Annotated in this window: 9 protein-coding genes; 7 read left to right on the top strand and 2 right to left on the bottom strand. The window is 31.4% G+C overall.

What is annotated here, in order from left to right:
• Positions 1-2: 2 nt before the first annotated feature.
• Entirely contained in the window at positions 3-5,900 is a 5,898-nt protein-coding gene (locus tag H6553_13190; protein ID MCB9034788.1) for a gliding motility-associated C-terminal domain-containing protein, read from the bottom strand.
• An 85-nt stretch (positions 5,901-5,985) separates the two neighbouring features.
• Complete coding sequence (locus H6553_13185) at positions 5,986-9,303, bottom strand: gliding motility-associated C-terminal domain-containing protein (GenBank protein MCB9034787.1); 3,318 nt, start codon at positions 9,301-9,303, stop codon at positions 5,986-5,988.
• A gap of 157 nt (positions 9,304-9,460) precedes the next feature.
• On the opposite strand from H6553_13185, the gene H6553_13180 reads away from it, so the two are divergent.
• The 7 genes from H6553_13180 (at position 9,461) to H6553_13150 (ending at position 15,232) form a co-directional block, all read left to right on the top strand.
• Positions 9,461-9,853 carry an RNA-binding S4 domain-containing protein gene (locus H6553_13180; GenBank protein MCB9034786.1) on the top strand — a complete coding sequence of 131 codons (393 nt, stop codon included), beginning with the start codon at positions 9,461-9,463 and terminating at the stop codon, positions 9,851-9,853.
• Between the two features lie 71 nt (positions 9,854-9,924).
• Complete coding sequence (locus H6553_13175; GenBank protein ID MCB9034785.1) at positions 9,925-10,149, top strand: twin-arginine translocase TatA/TatE family subunit; 225 nt, start codon at positions 9,925-9,927, stop codon at positions 10,147-10,149.
• Between the two features lie 24 nt (positions 10,150-10,173).
• Positions 10,174-11,592 carry an Asp-tRNA(Asn)/Glu-tRNA(Gln) amidotransferase subunit GatA gene (gene gatA, locus H6553_13170; protein ID MCB9034784.1) on the top strand — a complete coding sequence of 473 codons (1,419 nt, stop codon included), beginning with the start codon at positions 10,174-10,176 and terminating at the stop codon, positions 11,590-11,592.
• 174 nt (positions 11,593-11,766) lie between these two features.
• The gene (locus H6553_13165; protein MCB9034783.1) at positions 11,767-12,654 is read left to right on the top strand and encodes a pyridoxal-phosphate dependent enzyme; all 888 of its coding nucleotides are present in this window, start codon (positions 11,767-11,769) and stop codon (positions 12,652-12,654) included.
• Positions 12,655-12,714: 60 nt separating this feature from the next.
• The gene (locus H6553_13160; GenBank protein ID MCB9034782.1) at positions 12,715-13,233 is read left to right on the top strand and encodes a ferritin; all 519 of its coding nucleotides are present in this window, start codon (positions 12,715-12,717) and stop codon (positions 13,231-13,233) included.
• 314 nt (positions 13,234-13,547) lie between these two features.
• Entirely contained in the window at positions 13,548-14,747 is a 1,200-nt protein-coding gene (locus tag H6553_13155) for a saccharopine dehydrogenase family protein (GenBank protein ID MCB9034781.1), read from the top strand.
• 338 nt (positions 14,748-15,085) lie between these two features.
• Entirely contained in the window at positions 15,086-15,232 is a 147-nt protein-coding gene (locus H6553_13150; protein ID MCB9034780.1) for a hypothetical protein, read from the top strand.
• Positions 15,233-15,237 lie beyond the last annotated feature (5 nt).

Here is a 15,237-nt window from a genome sequence, read left to right as displayed (position 1 = left end):
TGTTATTTAAATAATGTAATATTTCCTTTGTATTTTTTAGTACTTCCATCTTCAAATCTAAGCAATACATAGTAAGCATAAACTTCGGCTTGTACACCTTTGTTTTTGTAATCGCCATTCCAACCACCATTCATATCGTTTACACTAACTTCATTTGCTTCGTATACTAATTCGCCCCATCTATTGTAAATCAACATTTTTTCTACAATAATATTGTCATTATTGCTTCGCACCATAAAGATATCGTTCACACCATCACCATTTGGAGTAAATGAATTTGGAATGAAAATATCGTCGACACAAGTACTTGTAAATTCAATTTCATCGGTAGCTTCACAGTCATTTTGATTAGCAACGGTTACACTATATAAACCAGTTTTATTAATAATAATACTAGTGTCTGTTGAACCATTGCTCCATAAAATATTAGTAAATCCACTAGGAATGCTTAATAGTAAGTCGCCACAAAGAGCAGTGTCATTGCCTAAACTAACAATAGGTAAATCATATTGTGTTATTTCGATAGTGTCTTTCGCAATACCACAACCATTATCAATCGTAGCAATGTATTCACCACCTTGAGTTATAGTAATACTAGCACCAGTAGTACCAGTACTCCACGAAGTAGTAGCATCACCAGTAGATAATACTCTAGAGAAACTACCACAGTAAGCAGTATCATTTCCTAAGTTTGGTTTTGTAGGAGGATTGACTACGCCAATTACAATACTATCTCTAGCAGAACAACCGTTTACAGTAACATCAACCCAATAAGTTCCTGCTTGAGTAACTGAAATCGTAGCAGAAGTAGCACTTGTACTCCAAACATATGATGCGTTTGTAGTAGTAGCATTTAAAGTAGTAGATGTTCCACTACAAATATTATAATCTGCACCTAAATTAACTATTGGAATTGCATTTTGAGTGATAATAATCGTATCGCTTACTACACCACAGTTTGTTGTAATAGTAGCAATATAAGTTCCACCTTGAGTTATAGTAATACTAGCACCAGTAGTACCAGTACTCCACGAAGTAGTAGCATCACCAGTAGATAATACTCTAGAGAAACTACCACAGTAAGCAGTATCATTTCCTAAGTTTGGTTTTGTAGGAGGATTGACTACGCCAATTACAATACTATCTCTAGCAGAACAACCGTTTACAGTAACATCAACCCAATAAGTACCAGCTTGATTAACCGTAATACTAGCACTAGACGCACCAGTACTCCAAGTATATGTTGCATTAGTTGTAGTAGCATCTAGCGTAGTAGAAGTTCCACTACAAATATTTCTATCAATTCCTAAGTTAATAGTTGGTATAGTATTTTGAGTGATAATAATCGTATCGCTTACTACACCACAGTTTGTTGTAATAGTAGCAATATAAGTTCCACCTTGAGTTATAGTAATACTAGCACCAGTAGTACCAGTACTCCAAGAAGTAGTAGCATCACCAGTAGATAAAGTTCTAGAGAAACTACCACAGTAAGCAGTATCATTTCCTAAGTTTGGTTTTGTAGGACTTTGCTGTGCTGTTATGTTAATTGTATCCATAAACACACATTCATCTAGATAAGCTATTACAGAATAAGTTCCTGGTTGATTGATATTAATGCTCGGCGATATTAAATTATTAGACCAACGAATTGAATCGTAAACATCATTTATACTTAATGCTATAAAATTATTATCACAAATAATAGTATCTCCTACAATACTATCAATTAAGAAACAAGAACTACAATCATTGCTGTCTAAATAATTAATATCTGATAAAGTACTTGTTAAATTGGTAATGCTAACTGTTAAATTTGTAGTATTAATATTTGTAGCATTATAAGTACTAGTTGTATAGTTTTCTATAATTGGAGTAAAGCTTGTAGCATTACAATAGCAATTTAAACTTGTATCAGCTACTACCAAATAAGAAGATCTGTCATTTAATAAATTATCATATTTTTTTGTAGTGTATCCAAAAGATATTACCATACTCTTATCTACATCCATATATAATGGATTAATACTTGTTTCATCAAAAACTTTTCCTTTTATAAAGTTGCCTTGCTTGTCTAGTTTTATAATATAGACAAGACTATCATATCCTGCAATTGCATTTTTGGTAGATAAATAATAGTAGTTAGCATCTTCAGCTACATTATAAAATACATTTGGGCAAGTAGAACAAGAAATATCAGTTCCAGATGGAGCATTTATCTTTTTCCCCCACATAAAGTTTCCATTTACATCTAACTTTATGAGAATATTGTCTTTATTGTTATTTAAGAATACATTAGAGTTTTTATTTAAGCCATACGCTAGAAAACCATCAGAAACTGGTCTAATAACCCTAGAAGATTCTTTGTCGCTTCCATTTATTGCCTTATTGAAATTTACATTTCCTAATGATGATATACTTAAAACACATTCATTAAGGTTAGAACTACCTGCTAGTGTATTTGATAAAACTATTCCTCCATTTGCATCAGAATAAACTCTTGAATGCTGTCCTTGATCATCAAATCCAGAATCAAATAATTTACTCCAAAGTACACTGCCATTTTCATCTATCTTAGTCACCATAATATCATCTTCAATTCCTCCTGTAGCATCATACCAACTAGTAAAATAATAATTTTGGTTTTCAATTTTGGCAATTTGTATATTTCTAGCATTAGCAGAACTATTAAAGCTATATTTTTTTGAATAGATAATTGTACCTGTTTTGTTCATTCTAATAGAATAAAAATCTTCGCCAAAAGATCCTAATAACATTAAATCACCTCCTGCAGTTACTTCGCTAATTTCTAAAGTACCTACATTAATATCATCTATTGATTTATTCCATATTAGATTTCCTGAAATATCTAATTTAGATACTACAGGAATGGTAACACTAGGAGATATTCTTGATGTACTAGCGACATAGTAGGCATTATCGTTTTCAGAATAGTGAACACTTCTAATTGTATTTTCGGACTGATTTCCAAAAGCTTTTGCAAAAGTTGGCATAACTGAATTACATTCATTATCTATTATACAGTAAGTTATTTGAACATTATTTGTTTTACTACCACAATAACCAGTTGCTGTTACGGTATATTGTCCAGCATTAGTGTTGGTAGCATTTAATATTTTAATAGTAGTATCTGTAGCGGTAAAGCTATTTGGTCCTGTCCATGTATAAGTAACATTATCTTGTACATTACTTATTGATAAGACAATTGAATCGCCAGTGCAAACACTTGTATTGCCTACTATTAATGGTTGTTTAACTGTATCTACCACTACAATTTGTTGGCAAGTTTGAGTTTCGGAAGCTAAACCTTTGTCTACTGTTAGTTTTATTGTATAAATACCTAATGAGTCAAAGGTTATAGGTGTTGGTTCAAATTCAGTAGAGCTGATACAGTTAGTATAATCGTACTCATTGAGTCTTAGTCTTGTAATAGTGTAATCATTTCTATTTGTAACAAAAGAATAAATATCTCCTGACTCACTAATTACATTTGAAAAATATTGTGGATTACTAATGTTTCCTATATTTCCTATTTCTAAAGCAACTGGAGATTGGTCATCAAAAGAAGAAAATAATAGTTTTATCATTTTATTGGTGTTTCTATTAAAGGTATATCCTCTAAACTCACCACAGTCAAAGTAAGGTAAGAAACTGGTTAGGTCAAATTGATTAGGAAATGTTTGAGTAGGCATATTTATAGCAGTTTCTATTGGTATATTGCTAAAATTATTACCATAATCTAAACGAATTATTTCATTATCAATACCCATGATAAAGTAATGGTATTTTTTTCCATTATGTTCTAGTTTATAGATATAATTACCATAACTACAATAGGTTGTAACAGAACAATCTGGTCTTAGTGTTGTTCTATTTACTACACTATTAGTAGGTGAGTTTCCTAAATCAAATCTATCAATTCTACCTGAGGTAGAACTTACAAATAAGTAATAGTTGTCATTTTCTTTTTCTGCTTTCAATCCCGCACAATATGAATTAAAGTTATTGCCAGAATTTGTAATATCGTAATATAAACTTATAGTTGGAGTATTTAATAATGAACTACCAAAATCATATCTGAAAATTTTATTATTATTTGTATGACTTGTTCCACTAGCTGTCATAAACATATACCAGTTGTTGTTATCATTAATGATATCAAAACCATTTAAGCTAAGACCGTTATTGAGAAATGGATTTGATATTACAGTTGCTGATGGATTGTTTAAAATACTATTACCGAAATTGAGTCGAATAGTTGGTAACAGTCCTGCATCTAAAGAAACAAATCCAATATAATTTCCATTATCATTATAAATTACTATTTCTTTTGGTAATTCTAATTCACCATCTGGGTTTCCAATATTTAATCCACTTATAGCAAACGAATCTGTATACTCACAAATATTCCAATCATAAGTAGTACCACAGTTGGTGAGGTTTTGTATGCTTACTAAATCGCCCAAACAAACCGTATCTGGTGCTATGAAGTTAGGAATGCATGCTGTACATTTTTCTACATAAATTTTTATTGTGGTATTTTTGGTACAGCCATTATCTGTAGCTGTAATGGTATAAATTATACTATCAGTAACAGTACCATTATTAGTAAGTGTTTGGTTTATTGTAGTTCCTGTTCCTGCACTAGCACCACTAATATTTGTTCCTCCGCTAACTGTCCATGAAAGTGTTGCATTGGGATTAGTACTTGATATATTGATAGCAGCATTCTCTCCACTACAAATCGTAGTATTATCTGTAGAAGCACTAACATCATTACAAATTAAATTAAAAGATACATTATTAGATAAAGGTGGAACTGCATATCCGCTACTTGGTTTAGCAATAGCTTTAATGTATTGTTTTCCTACATTACAAAAACTTGTAGGAATGTGGTAAGTAAATGACAAGTTATTAGCTAATGAATCAAAGTTAACACCATTGCATCTATCGGCAGCATTGTTAGACATTCCACCATTTGCAAATGAAGAAGTATCAGTATCAACATCTATACGAATTACATAGTTACCGTCTCCTTCATTTGGATTATTACTATCATAAACTGGTAAACCACATCTAGTATAAGTTAATTCGTTTTCACAACCATTGTAATAAACACCTGTAGTTCTATACTTAGAACTTGCACTTGGATCGCAAGTGGTCCCATTGGCATCATTATTTACAAAAGCACCACTACTTCTTTCACAACCACTTTGAAGAATATAGATAGGCACACCCAATTCGCATAAACTACTAAAATTATAAGGATATTTTTCTCCAGCACCAGAAAAAATAATAACTAAAGCATTAGCTGGTACAGTAGTTCCTGGATTAGCAGCAATTAAATTAGTAGCATTACAAAACCCAACACGCAAACTATCCATTAGCGTAGTAGAAACTGTAGTAAATTGACAAGCACTACCATTATAATTAATATCTGCATTAGTTCCAGTACTTCCACCATTAGGTAAATCTACGCCTAAACCATTAACTGAAAAACCACTGCCAGAGTTCATTAATATATACTCGTTAGCAGGTTCTGATAGACCATTATTATTACATGCATCAATAAAAATACCTAGAATGGTTGGACAAGTAGTATTTAATATTAAACCACCACTATTTTCACCACTTATATGTATAAAACCAATACTATCGCCTTGGTTGTTGTAAGGATTAAATGTTGAATCGGAAGAAGCATATAACACAATATCGGAATTAGGAAAAATACCAGTTGCATTAATGCTAATAACAATAGAATCGTTGCCAGTACTACATATTGTGTTTTGATTAGTACTTAAGCTTATTGTTGGATTTTGTGCAAATATAGTTGTACAAAAAATAATAGATAAAAATATAAGTAAATTCTTCTTCATCATTGTTTATAATTATTGCGTTAAGATAGTTAAATTATGCTAATTGTAATTTAAATGAAAATGAAAATTAGATGTCTTGTGCAAAAAATTATCGTAAAAGGTTAACAATTCCCTTTTTTAAGACTTTATGTTCATAAATTGTATATGATAATATCCATAAATAAGAATCGACATGCATGATTTCGTTTTTGTAAGTGCCGTTCCATTTTTCATTAGCATCATTGGTTTCAAATATTAATTCTCCCCATCTATCAAAAATTTGTAAAAGAAAATTATTGGCTTCTACACATTGATTGACTACACCAAAATTATCATTATGTCCATCTTTATTAGGTGTAAAGGCATTAGGTAAAAAATATTCGCATTCTAAACAATTGCTAGTAAACAAAACAGTATCAGTAGCAACACAGTTATTATTGTCAGTTGCTATGACAAAGTAAGCACCAATTTCATTAATATTAATACTATTACTTGTTTCACCAGTACTCCAAATTATTTGTTGAAAGGTGCTAGGAACACTTAGTGTAATTGTCGTGTCACAAAATGCAGTGTCTTCGCCTAAATTTACAGTAGGCATTTGATTTTGAGTGATGACAATAGTGTCTTTTACAGTGATACAATTTGTCGCAATCGTAGCAATGTAAGTTCCTGCTTGCGTAGCTGTAATACTAGCTCCAGTTTGCGTTCCACTTGGTGTTGTCCAAGTTGTAGTAGCATTTCCTGTATATAATACTCTGGAAAAATTACCACAGTAAGCAGTATCGTTGCCTAAGTTTGGTTTGGTAGGAATGCTAGTTACACCAATAGTAATACTATCTCTAGCAGTACAAGCATTTACAGTAACATCAACCCAATAAATTCCTGCTTGATTGATACTTATCGTTGGTGTAGATGCACCTGTACTCCAAATATAAGTTGTATTTGTTGTAGTAGCATTGAGTGTAGTAGAAGTTCCACTACAAATATTATAATCATTTCCTAGATTTATAGTTGGTGCTTGATTTTGCGTAATGACAATAGTGTCTTTTACAGTGATACAATTTGTCGCAATCGTAGCAATGTATTCACCACCTTGAGTTACGGTAATACTAGCACCAGTAGCACCAGTACTCCAAGTTGTAGTAGCATTTCCTGTATATAATACTCTGGAAAAATTACCACAGTAAGCAGTATCGTTGCCTAAGTTTGGTTTGGTAGGAATGCTAGTTACACCAATAGTAATACTATCTCTAGCAGTACAAGCATTTACAGTAACATCAACCCAATAAATTCCTGCTTGATTGATACTTATCGTTGGTGTAGATGCACCTGTACTCCAAACATAAGTTGCATTGCTTGTTGTAGCATTGAGTGTAGTAGAAGTTCCACTACAAATATTATAATCATTTCCTAGATTTATAGTTGGTGCTTGATTTTGCGTAATGACAATAGTATCTTCTACAGTAATACAGTTGGTAGCAATTGTAGCAATGTAAGTTCCTGCTTGCGTAGCTGTAATACTAGCTCCAGTTTGCGTTCCACTTGGTGTTGTCCAAGTTGTATTAGCATTTCCTGTAGATAATACTCTGGAAAAATTACCACAGTAAGCAGTATCGTTGCCTAAGTTTGGTTTGGTAGGAATGCTAGTTACACCAATAGTAATACTATCTCTAGCAGTACAAGCATTTACAGTAACATCAACCCAATAAATTCCTGCTTGATTGATACTTATAGTTGGTGTTGATGCACCTGTACTCCAAATATAAGTCGCACTACTTGTAGTAGCATTGAGTGTAGTAGAAGTTCCACTACAAATATTATAATCATTTCCTAGATTTATAGTTGGTGCTTGATTTTGCGTAATGACAATAGTATCTTTTACAGTAATACAACTTGTCGCAATCGTAGCAATGTAAGTTCCTGCTTGCGTAGCGGTAATGCTAGCTCCAGTTTGCGTTCCATTTGGTGTTGTCCAAGTTGTATTAGCATTTCCTGTAGATAATACTCTGGAAAAATTACCACAGTAAGCAGTATCGTTGCCTAAGTTTGGTTTGGTTAGTGTATTTGGTCGTACAAATACTTTAATTGTAGTATCTTTTGAACAAGTATTATCACTTGCTGTAATGGTATAAAGAATGCTGTCTAATGAATTTCCAGTATTGGTAAGTGTTTGATTAATAGTTGAACCTGTTCCATTACTAGCACCACTTATATTAGTTCCTCCATTAATTGTAAAAGTAAAAGAAACATTAGCATCAAATGAAGTTGAAGAAATATTGGTCGTTTCTCCACTACAAATAGTATCTTTATTATTAGTAGCAGTAATATCTAAACAGATTAAATTAAATCCAATAAAATTAGAAATAGGTTTTGGTATGTAGTTATTTGCTGGATTTACAATTGCTTTGATATATTGTTTACCTTGATTACAATACAACGATGATAAAGGTGATGGTGTACTAAAAGGAATTTGATAAGACACTGTTTGATTTATTTTAAAAGAATCAGCACTTATACCATTACAAGCATCAGCAGCATTATTGGTAATTCCACCATTAGCTACAGAAACAGTATCTTGTCCAATATAAGTAATCAAAGCATAATCACCGTCTGTTCCGCTACCACTTACTAAGCCACACCTATTATAGGTTAATTCATCATTGCAATTTTGTGTATGAATACCTGTAGTTCTATACAAACTACTTGAACAGCTACCTGCATTTGCAAATGCACCTCTAGATCTTAAGCACGCATTTTGTAATACATAAATTGGTTTACCCAAATCACATAATCCACTAAAATTATAAGGAAATTTTTCTCCAGCACCAGTAAAAACAATAACTAAAGCATCAGCAGGAATAAAATCGCCAGGATTAGCAGCAATTAAATTAGAAGGATTACAAGAGCCAATGCGTAAACTGTCCATTAAAGAAGAAGCAACAACACCAAATTGACAAGCACTACCATTATAGTTGATATCTGCATCAGCACCATTCATTCCCTCACTATTAAAATCAATACCTAAATCATTTACTGCAAACCCATTACCAGAACTTAAAAGCATATATTCATTAGCTTGTTCTGTCAAGCCATTGCTATTACAGGCATTAATAAAAATACCTAAAATACTCACGCAAGTTGGATTTATGATGCTATCAATTGTTTTTTTATTTTCTGGAATATGTATAAAGCCAATACTGTCACCTTGACTATTGTATGGATTGAATGTAGCATCGTTATCTATATAAAATACTATGTTAGAACCTGGAGCAATACCATTTGCAGTAACAGAAAATGATATAGAATCATTACCTGTAGAACAAATAACTTCTGGTGTGATTTGTTGTAGTGTGATTACTGCTGTTTGAGCAACGGTAGAAAAATAGAAAAAAAAAGTTAAAATATATGTAAAATAATTCTTAATCACATTAGCTAGTTATCCGAAGTAAGGTAAGTATAAAATTATAATATACTAAAACAAGTACATGAAAGTTATGTGCATTTTTTATCTAGTGTAGATAAAAATAATTTATCAATAGCTATTCTTCAATTAATGTTTACATTTACAAAAAAAACTTTGCCAATTGTCAGAATTACAAAAAATACGCATAGATAAATGGTTGTGGGCAGTACGATTAGTCAAAACTAGAACCATGGCTACCAACTTATGTAACTCTGGAAAAGTTAAGATAAATGGTAAAAGTGTAAAACCTTCTTATAGCTTAATGGTAGATGAAACGATACATTTTTCTTATTATGGAAACAAGAAAATTATAGAAGTAAAAATGCTCTTGGCTAAGCGAACTAGTGCTGCTATTGCTTCAGAATGTTATGTAGATTTATCACCACCACCAATTGAAAGAAACAATTTAGACAGTGCCTTTTATAACTTTGAAATAAGAGATAAGGGTGTTGGTAGACCTACCAAAAAAGAACGAAGAGCTATAGACGAATTCAAGCAAAATAGTAATGATTAAACAATGTTATATTCTCATAAAATCTTACATCTATTAAAATTTTAGTGTAATTTTGTATAAAATGATTAATTATGAGTAGTTTTTTGTTGTTCAGTTTACCAGGTGGAGGAGAATGGATACTAATTCTATTAGCGATAGTATTATTATTTGGTGGTAAAAAAATTCCTGAATTAATGCGTGGATTAGGAAAAGGTATTAGAGAATTTAATGCTGCCAAAAATAACCTTAAAGATGAATTTGAAAAAGGTTTAGAAGAAGATGATAGAAGAAAAAAACAAGAACAAATTTCAGAATAAAATCTAAACATTCAATTTCCATTTATGTCGTATCGTTCACTTAAAACGCTACACCAAGATATTGCCAATAATAATATAACTTGTGTTGCGTTAACTCAAAACTATATTCAAAAAATTAAATCAGAAGATAAATACAATGCTTTTTTAGAAGTGTTTGAAACTTCTGCATTAGAACAAGCTCAACAATTAGACGAGAAAATCAAACAAAATCAAACTAAAGGCAAATTATTTGGTTTGATTATTGGCATAAAAGACAATATTGTTTATAAAAATCATACAGTAACAGCTGCTTCAAAAATATTAACTGGTTTTAATTCAGTGTATTCTGCTACAGTAGTAGAAAAATTACTAGCAGAAGATGCCATTATTATTGGTCGATTAAACTGCGATGAATTTGCAATGGGCGGAAGCAACGAAAATTCTGCTTTTGGTGCTGTTAAAAATCCGCACGATTTAAACAAAGTTTCTGGTGGTTCTTCTGGTGGTTCGGCAGTTGCAGTTGCTGCTAATTTATGTATGGCTGCACTTGGCTCAGATACTGGTGGTTCTATTCGTCAGCCAGCTGCTTTCTGTGGCAATATTGGTTTAAAACCTACTTACGGTAGAGTTTCTCGTTGGGGATTAATTGCTTATGGTTCTTCTTTCGATCAAATTGGACCAATTACCAATACGGTAGAAGATGCGCAACTTATTTTAGAAGTGATACAAGGTGTAGATGAATTTGATGCTACTGTTGCACAAAGAGAATATGCACCAATACAATTAGAGAATAATAAAAAATATAAAATTTGTTACTACGATAATGCAGTAAATCATCCAAGCATACAGTCGTCGGTACAAAAAAGCATTTTAGAAAAAATAGAGCAATTAAAAGCAGACGGACATGAAGTTTCTGCTATACAATTTGATGAATTAGACTATATCGTTCCTGCATATTATGTATTAACTACTGCCGAAGCTTCTTCAAATTTATCAAGATTTGATGGTGTGAAATATGGTTATCATGCATCTGAAGCTAAAGATTTAGAACAAACTTATAAATTAACGCGTTCGCAAGGATTTGGAGCAGAAGTAAAACGCAGAATTATGTGTGGCTCGTTTGTGTTGAGTTCTGGATATTATGATGCTTATTACTCAAAAGCACAAAAAGTAAGAAGAATTGTGGCTAATAAAACGATAGCTACTTTAAAAGAATACGATTTTATTATTTCGCCAACAGCACCAACAGTAGCTTATAATATTGGCGAAGTACAAGATCCAATAGCATCCTATTTAGGTGATATATTTACAGTACAAGCTAACTTAGTAGGTATTCCTGGAATATCTGTTCCTATTGCAAACGATGAAAATGGCTTGCCAATTGGCTTACAAATAATGAGTGGGAAATTTGAAGAAGAAAAATTATTGTCTTTCGCACAACAAATTGTAGAAAATAATAATTAATTTGTATTACTCTGAACGAAGTAAAGCATTTTAAAATTAGTAGTAAAACTAAATTAGAGATTAATTAAAAGTATTACTACATATTTTTTCTTTAATGATAAATCCAAAGTATTTTAATGTAATGACATTACAAGAGTTAATGCGTAATTTGTGATAGCAAAGTTTAATTGTTTCATGTTACAACTACCAACACCATTACAGCAAATACGGGAAGATTTTATAGATGATAAAAATATTAAATTATTTATTAAGCGAGATGATTTAATTCATACATTAATTTCTGGTAATAAGTGGCGAAAGCTCAAATACAATATTGAAGCATTTAAACAATCCAATAAAAAATATATTTTGACATTTGGTGGAGCTTTTTCTAATCATATTACAGCAACAGCAGCAACCGGAAAATGGCTCAATATTCCTACAATTGGCATTATAAGAGGAGAGGAGTTACATAAAAACAGCAATGTTGTACTGCAAGAAGCAAGTCAAAATGGTATGCAATTGTATTTTGTAGACAGAACAATATATCGACAAAAAGAAATTAATATTAATATATTTAAAAATAGTATTAATAAAAACTGGAACGATGTTTTTGTAATAGAAGAAGGTGGTGCTAATGCATTAGCAATGAAAGGTTGTGAAGAAATTGTTCATGAAATAAATATTGATTTCAATTTTATTTATACAGCATCAGGAACTGCTACTACAGCTTTTGGTTTAGCAAATGCATGTAAAAACAATCAACAAGTTGTAGCTATTAGTGCTTTAAAAGGTATTGATTACATCAAGAGTAATTTATACCATCAAGTAAAAAACAAAAATGTACTACAGTTTAAACAAGATATTTTTGGTGGTTATGCTAAGTATAACAATACACTAATTGAATTTATAAAAAACTTTCATCAACAACATCATATATTATTAGATTATATTTATACAGGAAAAATGATGTATCAATTATATCATGACATAAAAGAAAATAGCATTCCAAATAATAGTACTGTTGTGGCATTACACACTGGCGGAATTGCAAATGCTAACTATCTTAAGCTAGCGTATTAGCATAACACTACTCAGTAACATTTTTCCTTTATTTTATTTATTTTTGTAGAAAATCGTTTTATGTTAACTAAAAGAATTGAAGAAGCACTAAATAATCAAATTAAAATAGAAGGAGAGTCATCGCAAATATATTTGTCTATGGCTAGTTGGGCAGAAATACAAGGACTAGAAGGTATTGCTCAGTTTATGTATAATCAATCAGATGAAGAAAGAACACATAAATTAAAACTAATTAAGTATGTAAACGAAAGAGGTGGACATGCAATTATTACAGAACTTTCTGCTCCTAAAACCAAATTCGGCACTTTTAAAGCAATGTTTGAAGAATTGTATCAACACGAATGTGCTGTTTCTGCTTCTATTAACGAGTTGGTACATATTACACTAGAAGAAAAAGATTATGCTACACATAATTTTTTGCAATGGTATGTAGCAGAACAAATAGAAGAAGAAGCACAAGCAAAAACCATTCTAGATAAAATTAATTTAATTGGCGAAGATAGAGGTGGTTTGTATTTGTTTGATAGAGATATAGACAAACTAACCATTACTAGTTCTATTGCAATTAACCCACAGTAATTTAATCAATATCATTTTTATTTTAATGATATTTTATGTCTAAGGATAAGAAAAAAAAAGATAAGAAGAAAAAGAAAAAGCTTAAGGAACTTCGACTTCAAATACTAGATTTAAAATTATCTAAAAATCCAAAATCTAAGTGTTGCGAAAAATATTTGAAAGCAGCACACAAAAGATGTAAAAGATGTCCGATGTTTGATTTACTGAAAAAAATAAAATCCTAGTAAGTAATTTCAATTTAAAATCTAACAAAAATCATAGTAATAAAAATCAAATTATATAGTAAATTTGAACTCAAATTAAGAAATAAAATCATGGGAAAAGTTTTAATTATCGGAGCAGGTGGTGTAGGAAATGTGGTAGTAAGAAAATGTGCTCAAGTGCCTGAAGTCTTTTCAGAAATAATGCTAGCAAGCAGAACTAAATCTAAATGTGATGCCATTGCAAATGACATTCCAAATGCAAATATACAAACAGCAAGTGTAGATGCAGATGACGCTCAGCAAGTAGTCGCATTAATCAATCAGTTTAAACCAGATTTGGTAATAAATGTGGCTTTGCCATATCAAGATTTACCTATAATGGATGCTTGTTTAGAAACAGGCACTCACTATTTAGATACTGCTAATTACGAACCAAAAGATGAAGCTAAATTTGAGTATTCATGGCAATGGGCGTATCAAGAAAAATTTAAAGCCAAAGGCATTATGGCTTTGTTAGGTTGTGGTTTTGATCCAGGTCAAACACAAATTTATACGGCTTATGCTGCTAAACATTATTTTGATGAAATGCATTATTTAGATATTGTTGATTGTAATGCAGGAGATCATGGACAAGCATTTGCTACGAATTTTAATCCAGAAATAAATATTAGAGAAATTACTCAAAATGGGAAATATTGGCAAGACGGACAATGGATAGAAATTCCACCAATGTCTATTCACAAACCAATTAATTATCCAAACATAGGCGATAAAGAATCTTATTTATTGTATCACGAAGAATTAGAGTCTTTAGTTAAAAACTTTCCTACTATAAAAAGAGCAAGATTTTGGATGACATTCGGTCAACAATACATTACACACCTAACTGTTTTACAAAATATAGGTATGACATCTATAAAACCAGTTAAGTTTCAAGGAATGGATATTGTGCCACTAGAATTTTTGAAAGCAGTACTACCAGAACCAGGAAGTCTTGGCGAAAATTATACAGGAGAAACTTCAATTGGTTGTCAGATTAAAGGAATTAAAGACGGAAAAGAGCAAACTTATTTTATTTGGAACAACTGTAAACATCAAGATGCATATAGCGATACCAAAGCACAAGGCGTAAGTTATACTACAGGTGTACCAGCAATGCTTGGAGCTAAATTAATGTTAGAAGGTATTTGGATGAAGGCAGGAGTATATAACTGCGAAGAAATGAATCCAGATCCGTTCATGCAACAAATAGGTAAATATGGTTTGCCTTGGCAAGAAGCTGTTGGACTAGAGTTACCACATGAATATTAATTGACTTAGTAGCCGTTTTTTTGTAGTAAGATTTATTTTTACTGAACGAAATAAAGCATCGCTATACTATGCCGAACTTGTTTCCTTAGCCATGGTTAGTGTCTCACGAACAATAAGTTAAGTAGTAAATCTACTTGCTGAACTTGTTTCAGCATCTATAAATTAAGTATTAGATCTCTTTCATAATTCATGCACTTCAAAGCAGAGTCTTCTAAAAGAGACTCTGCGAAAGTATTTTTTACCTTTAAATTATTGCAGCGTCCTCTTACAAGAGACATCTGCTAAAAAGTAAGAGAACTTATCAATAACATCTATTATTATGAAAGAAGTCTATTGAAATGAGTTTTAATGATATACCAGAACATATAGGAGATTTGTTTTTTTATTTATTGACACAAGAGAAACGCATTTCTGTTTGGGAAGGTTTGTTATTTATTTTTATTTATATCCTATTCATCTATCAAGTAACAACGCTACATTTTTAGTAGAT

It is taken from the genome of Chitinophagales bacterium, from assembly GCA_020636535.1.
Taxonomy (GTDB): domain Bacteria; phylum Bacteroidota; class Bacteroidia; order Chitinophagales; family JADIYW01; genus JADJSS01.
Note: the sequence above shows the minus strand (reverse complement) of the source record. Positions and strands in the feature narration are given on the sequence as shown.

Excerpts from the sequence above, each read along its gene's own strand:
- H6553_13190 (MCB9034788.1), bottom strand. The coding sequence starts at position 5,900 with ATGATGAAGAAGAATTTACTTATATTTTTATCTATTATTTTTTGTACA.
- H6553_13175 (MCB9034785.1), top strand. The coding sequence starts at position 9,925 with ATGAGTAGTTTTTTGTTGTTCAGTTTACCAGGTGGAGGAGAATGGATA.
- gatA (MCB9034784.1), top strand. The coding sequence starts at position 10,174 with ATGTCGTATCGTTCACTTAAAACGCTACACCAAGATATTGCCAATAAT.
- H6553_13165 (MCB9034783.1), top strand. The coding sequence starts at position 11,767 with ATGTTACAACTACCAACACCATTACAGCAAATACGGGAAGATTTTATA.
- H6553_13160 (MCB9034782.1), top strand. The coding sequence starts at position 12,715 with ATGTTAACTAAAAGAATTGAAGAAGCACTAAATAATCAAATTAAAATA.
- H6553_13155 (MCB9034781.1), top strand. The coding sequence starts at position 13,548 with ATGGGAAAAGTTTTAATTATCGGAGCAGGTGGTGTAGGAAATGTGGTA.
- H6553_13150 (MCB9034780.1), top strand. The coding sequence starts at position 15,086 with ATGAGTTTTAATGATATACCAGAACATATAGGAGATTTGTTTTTTTAT.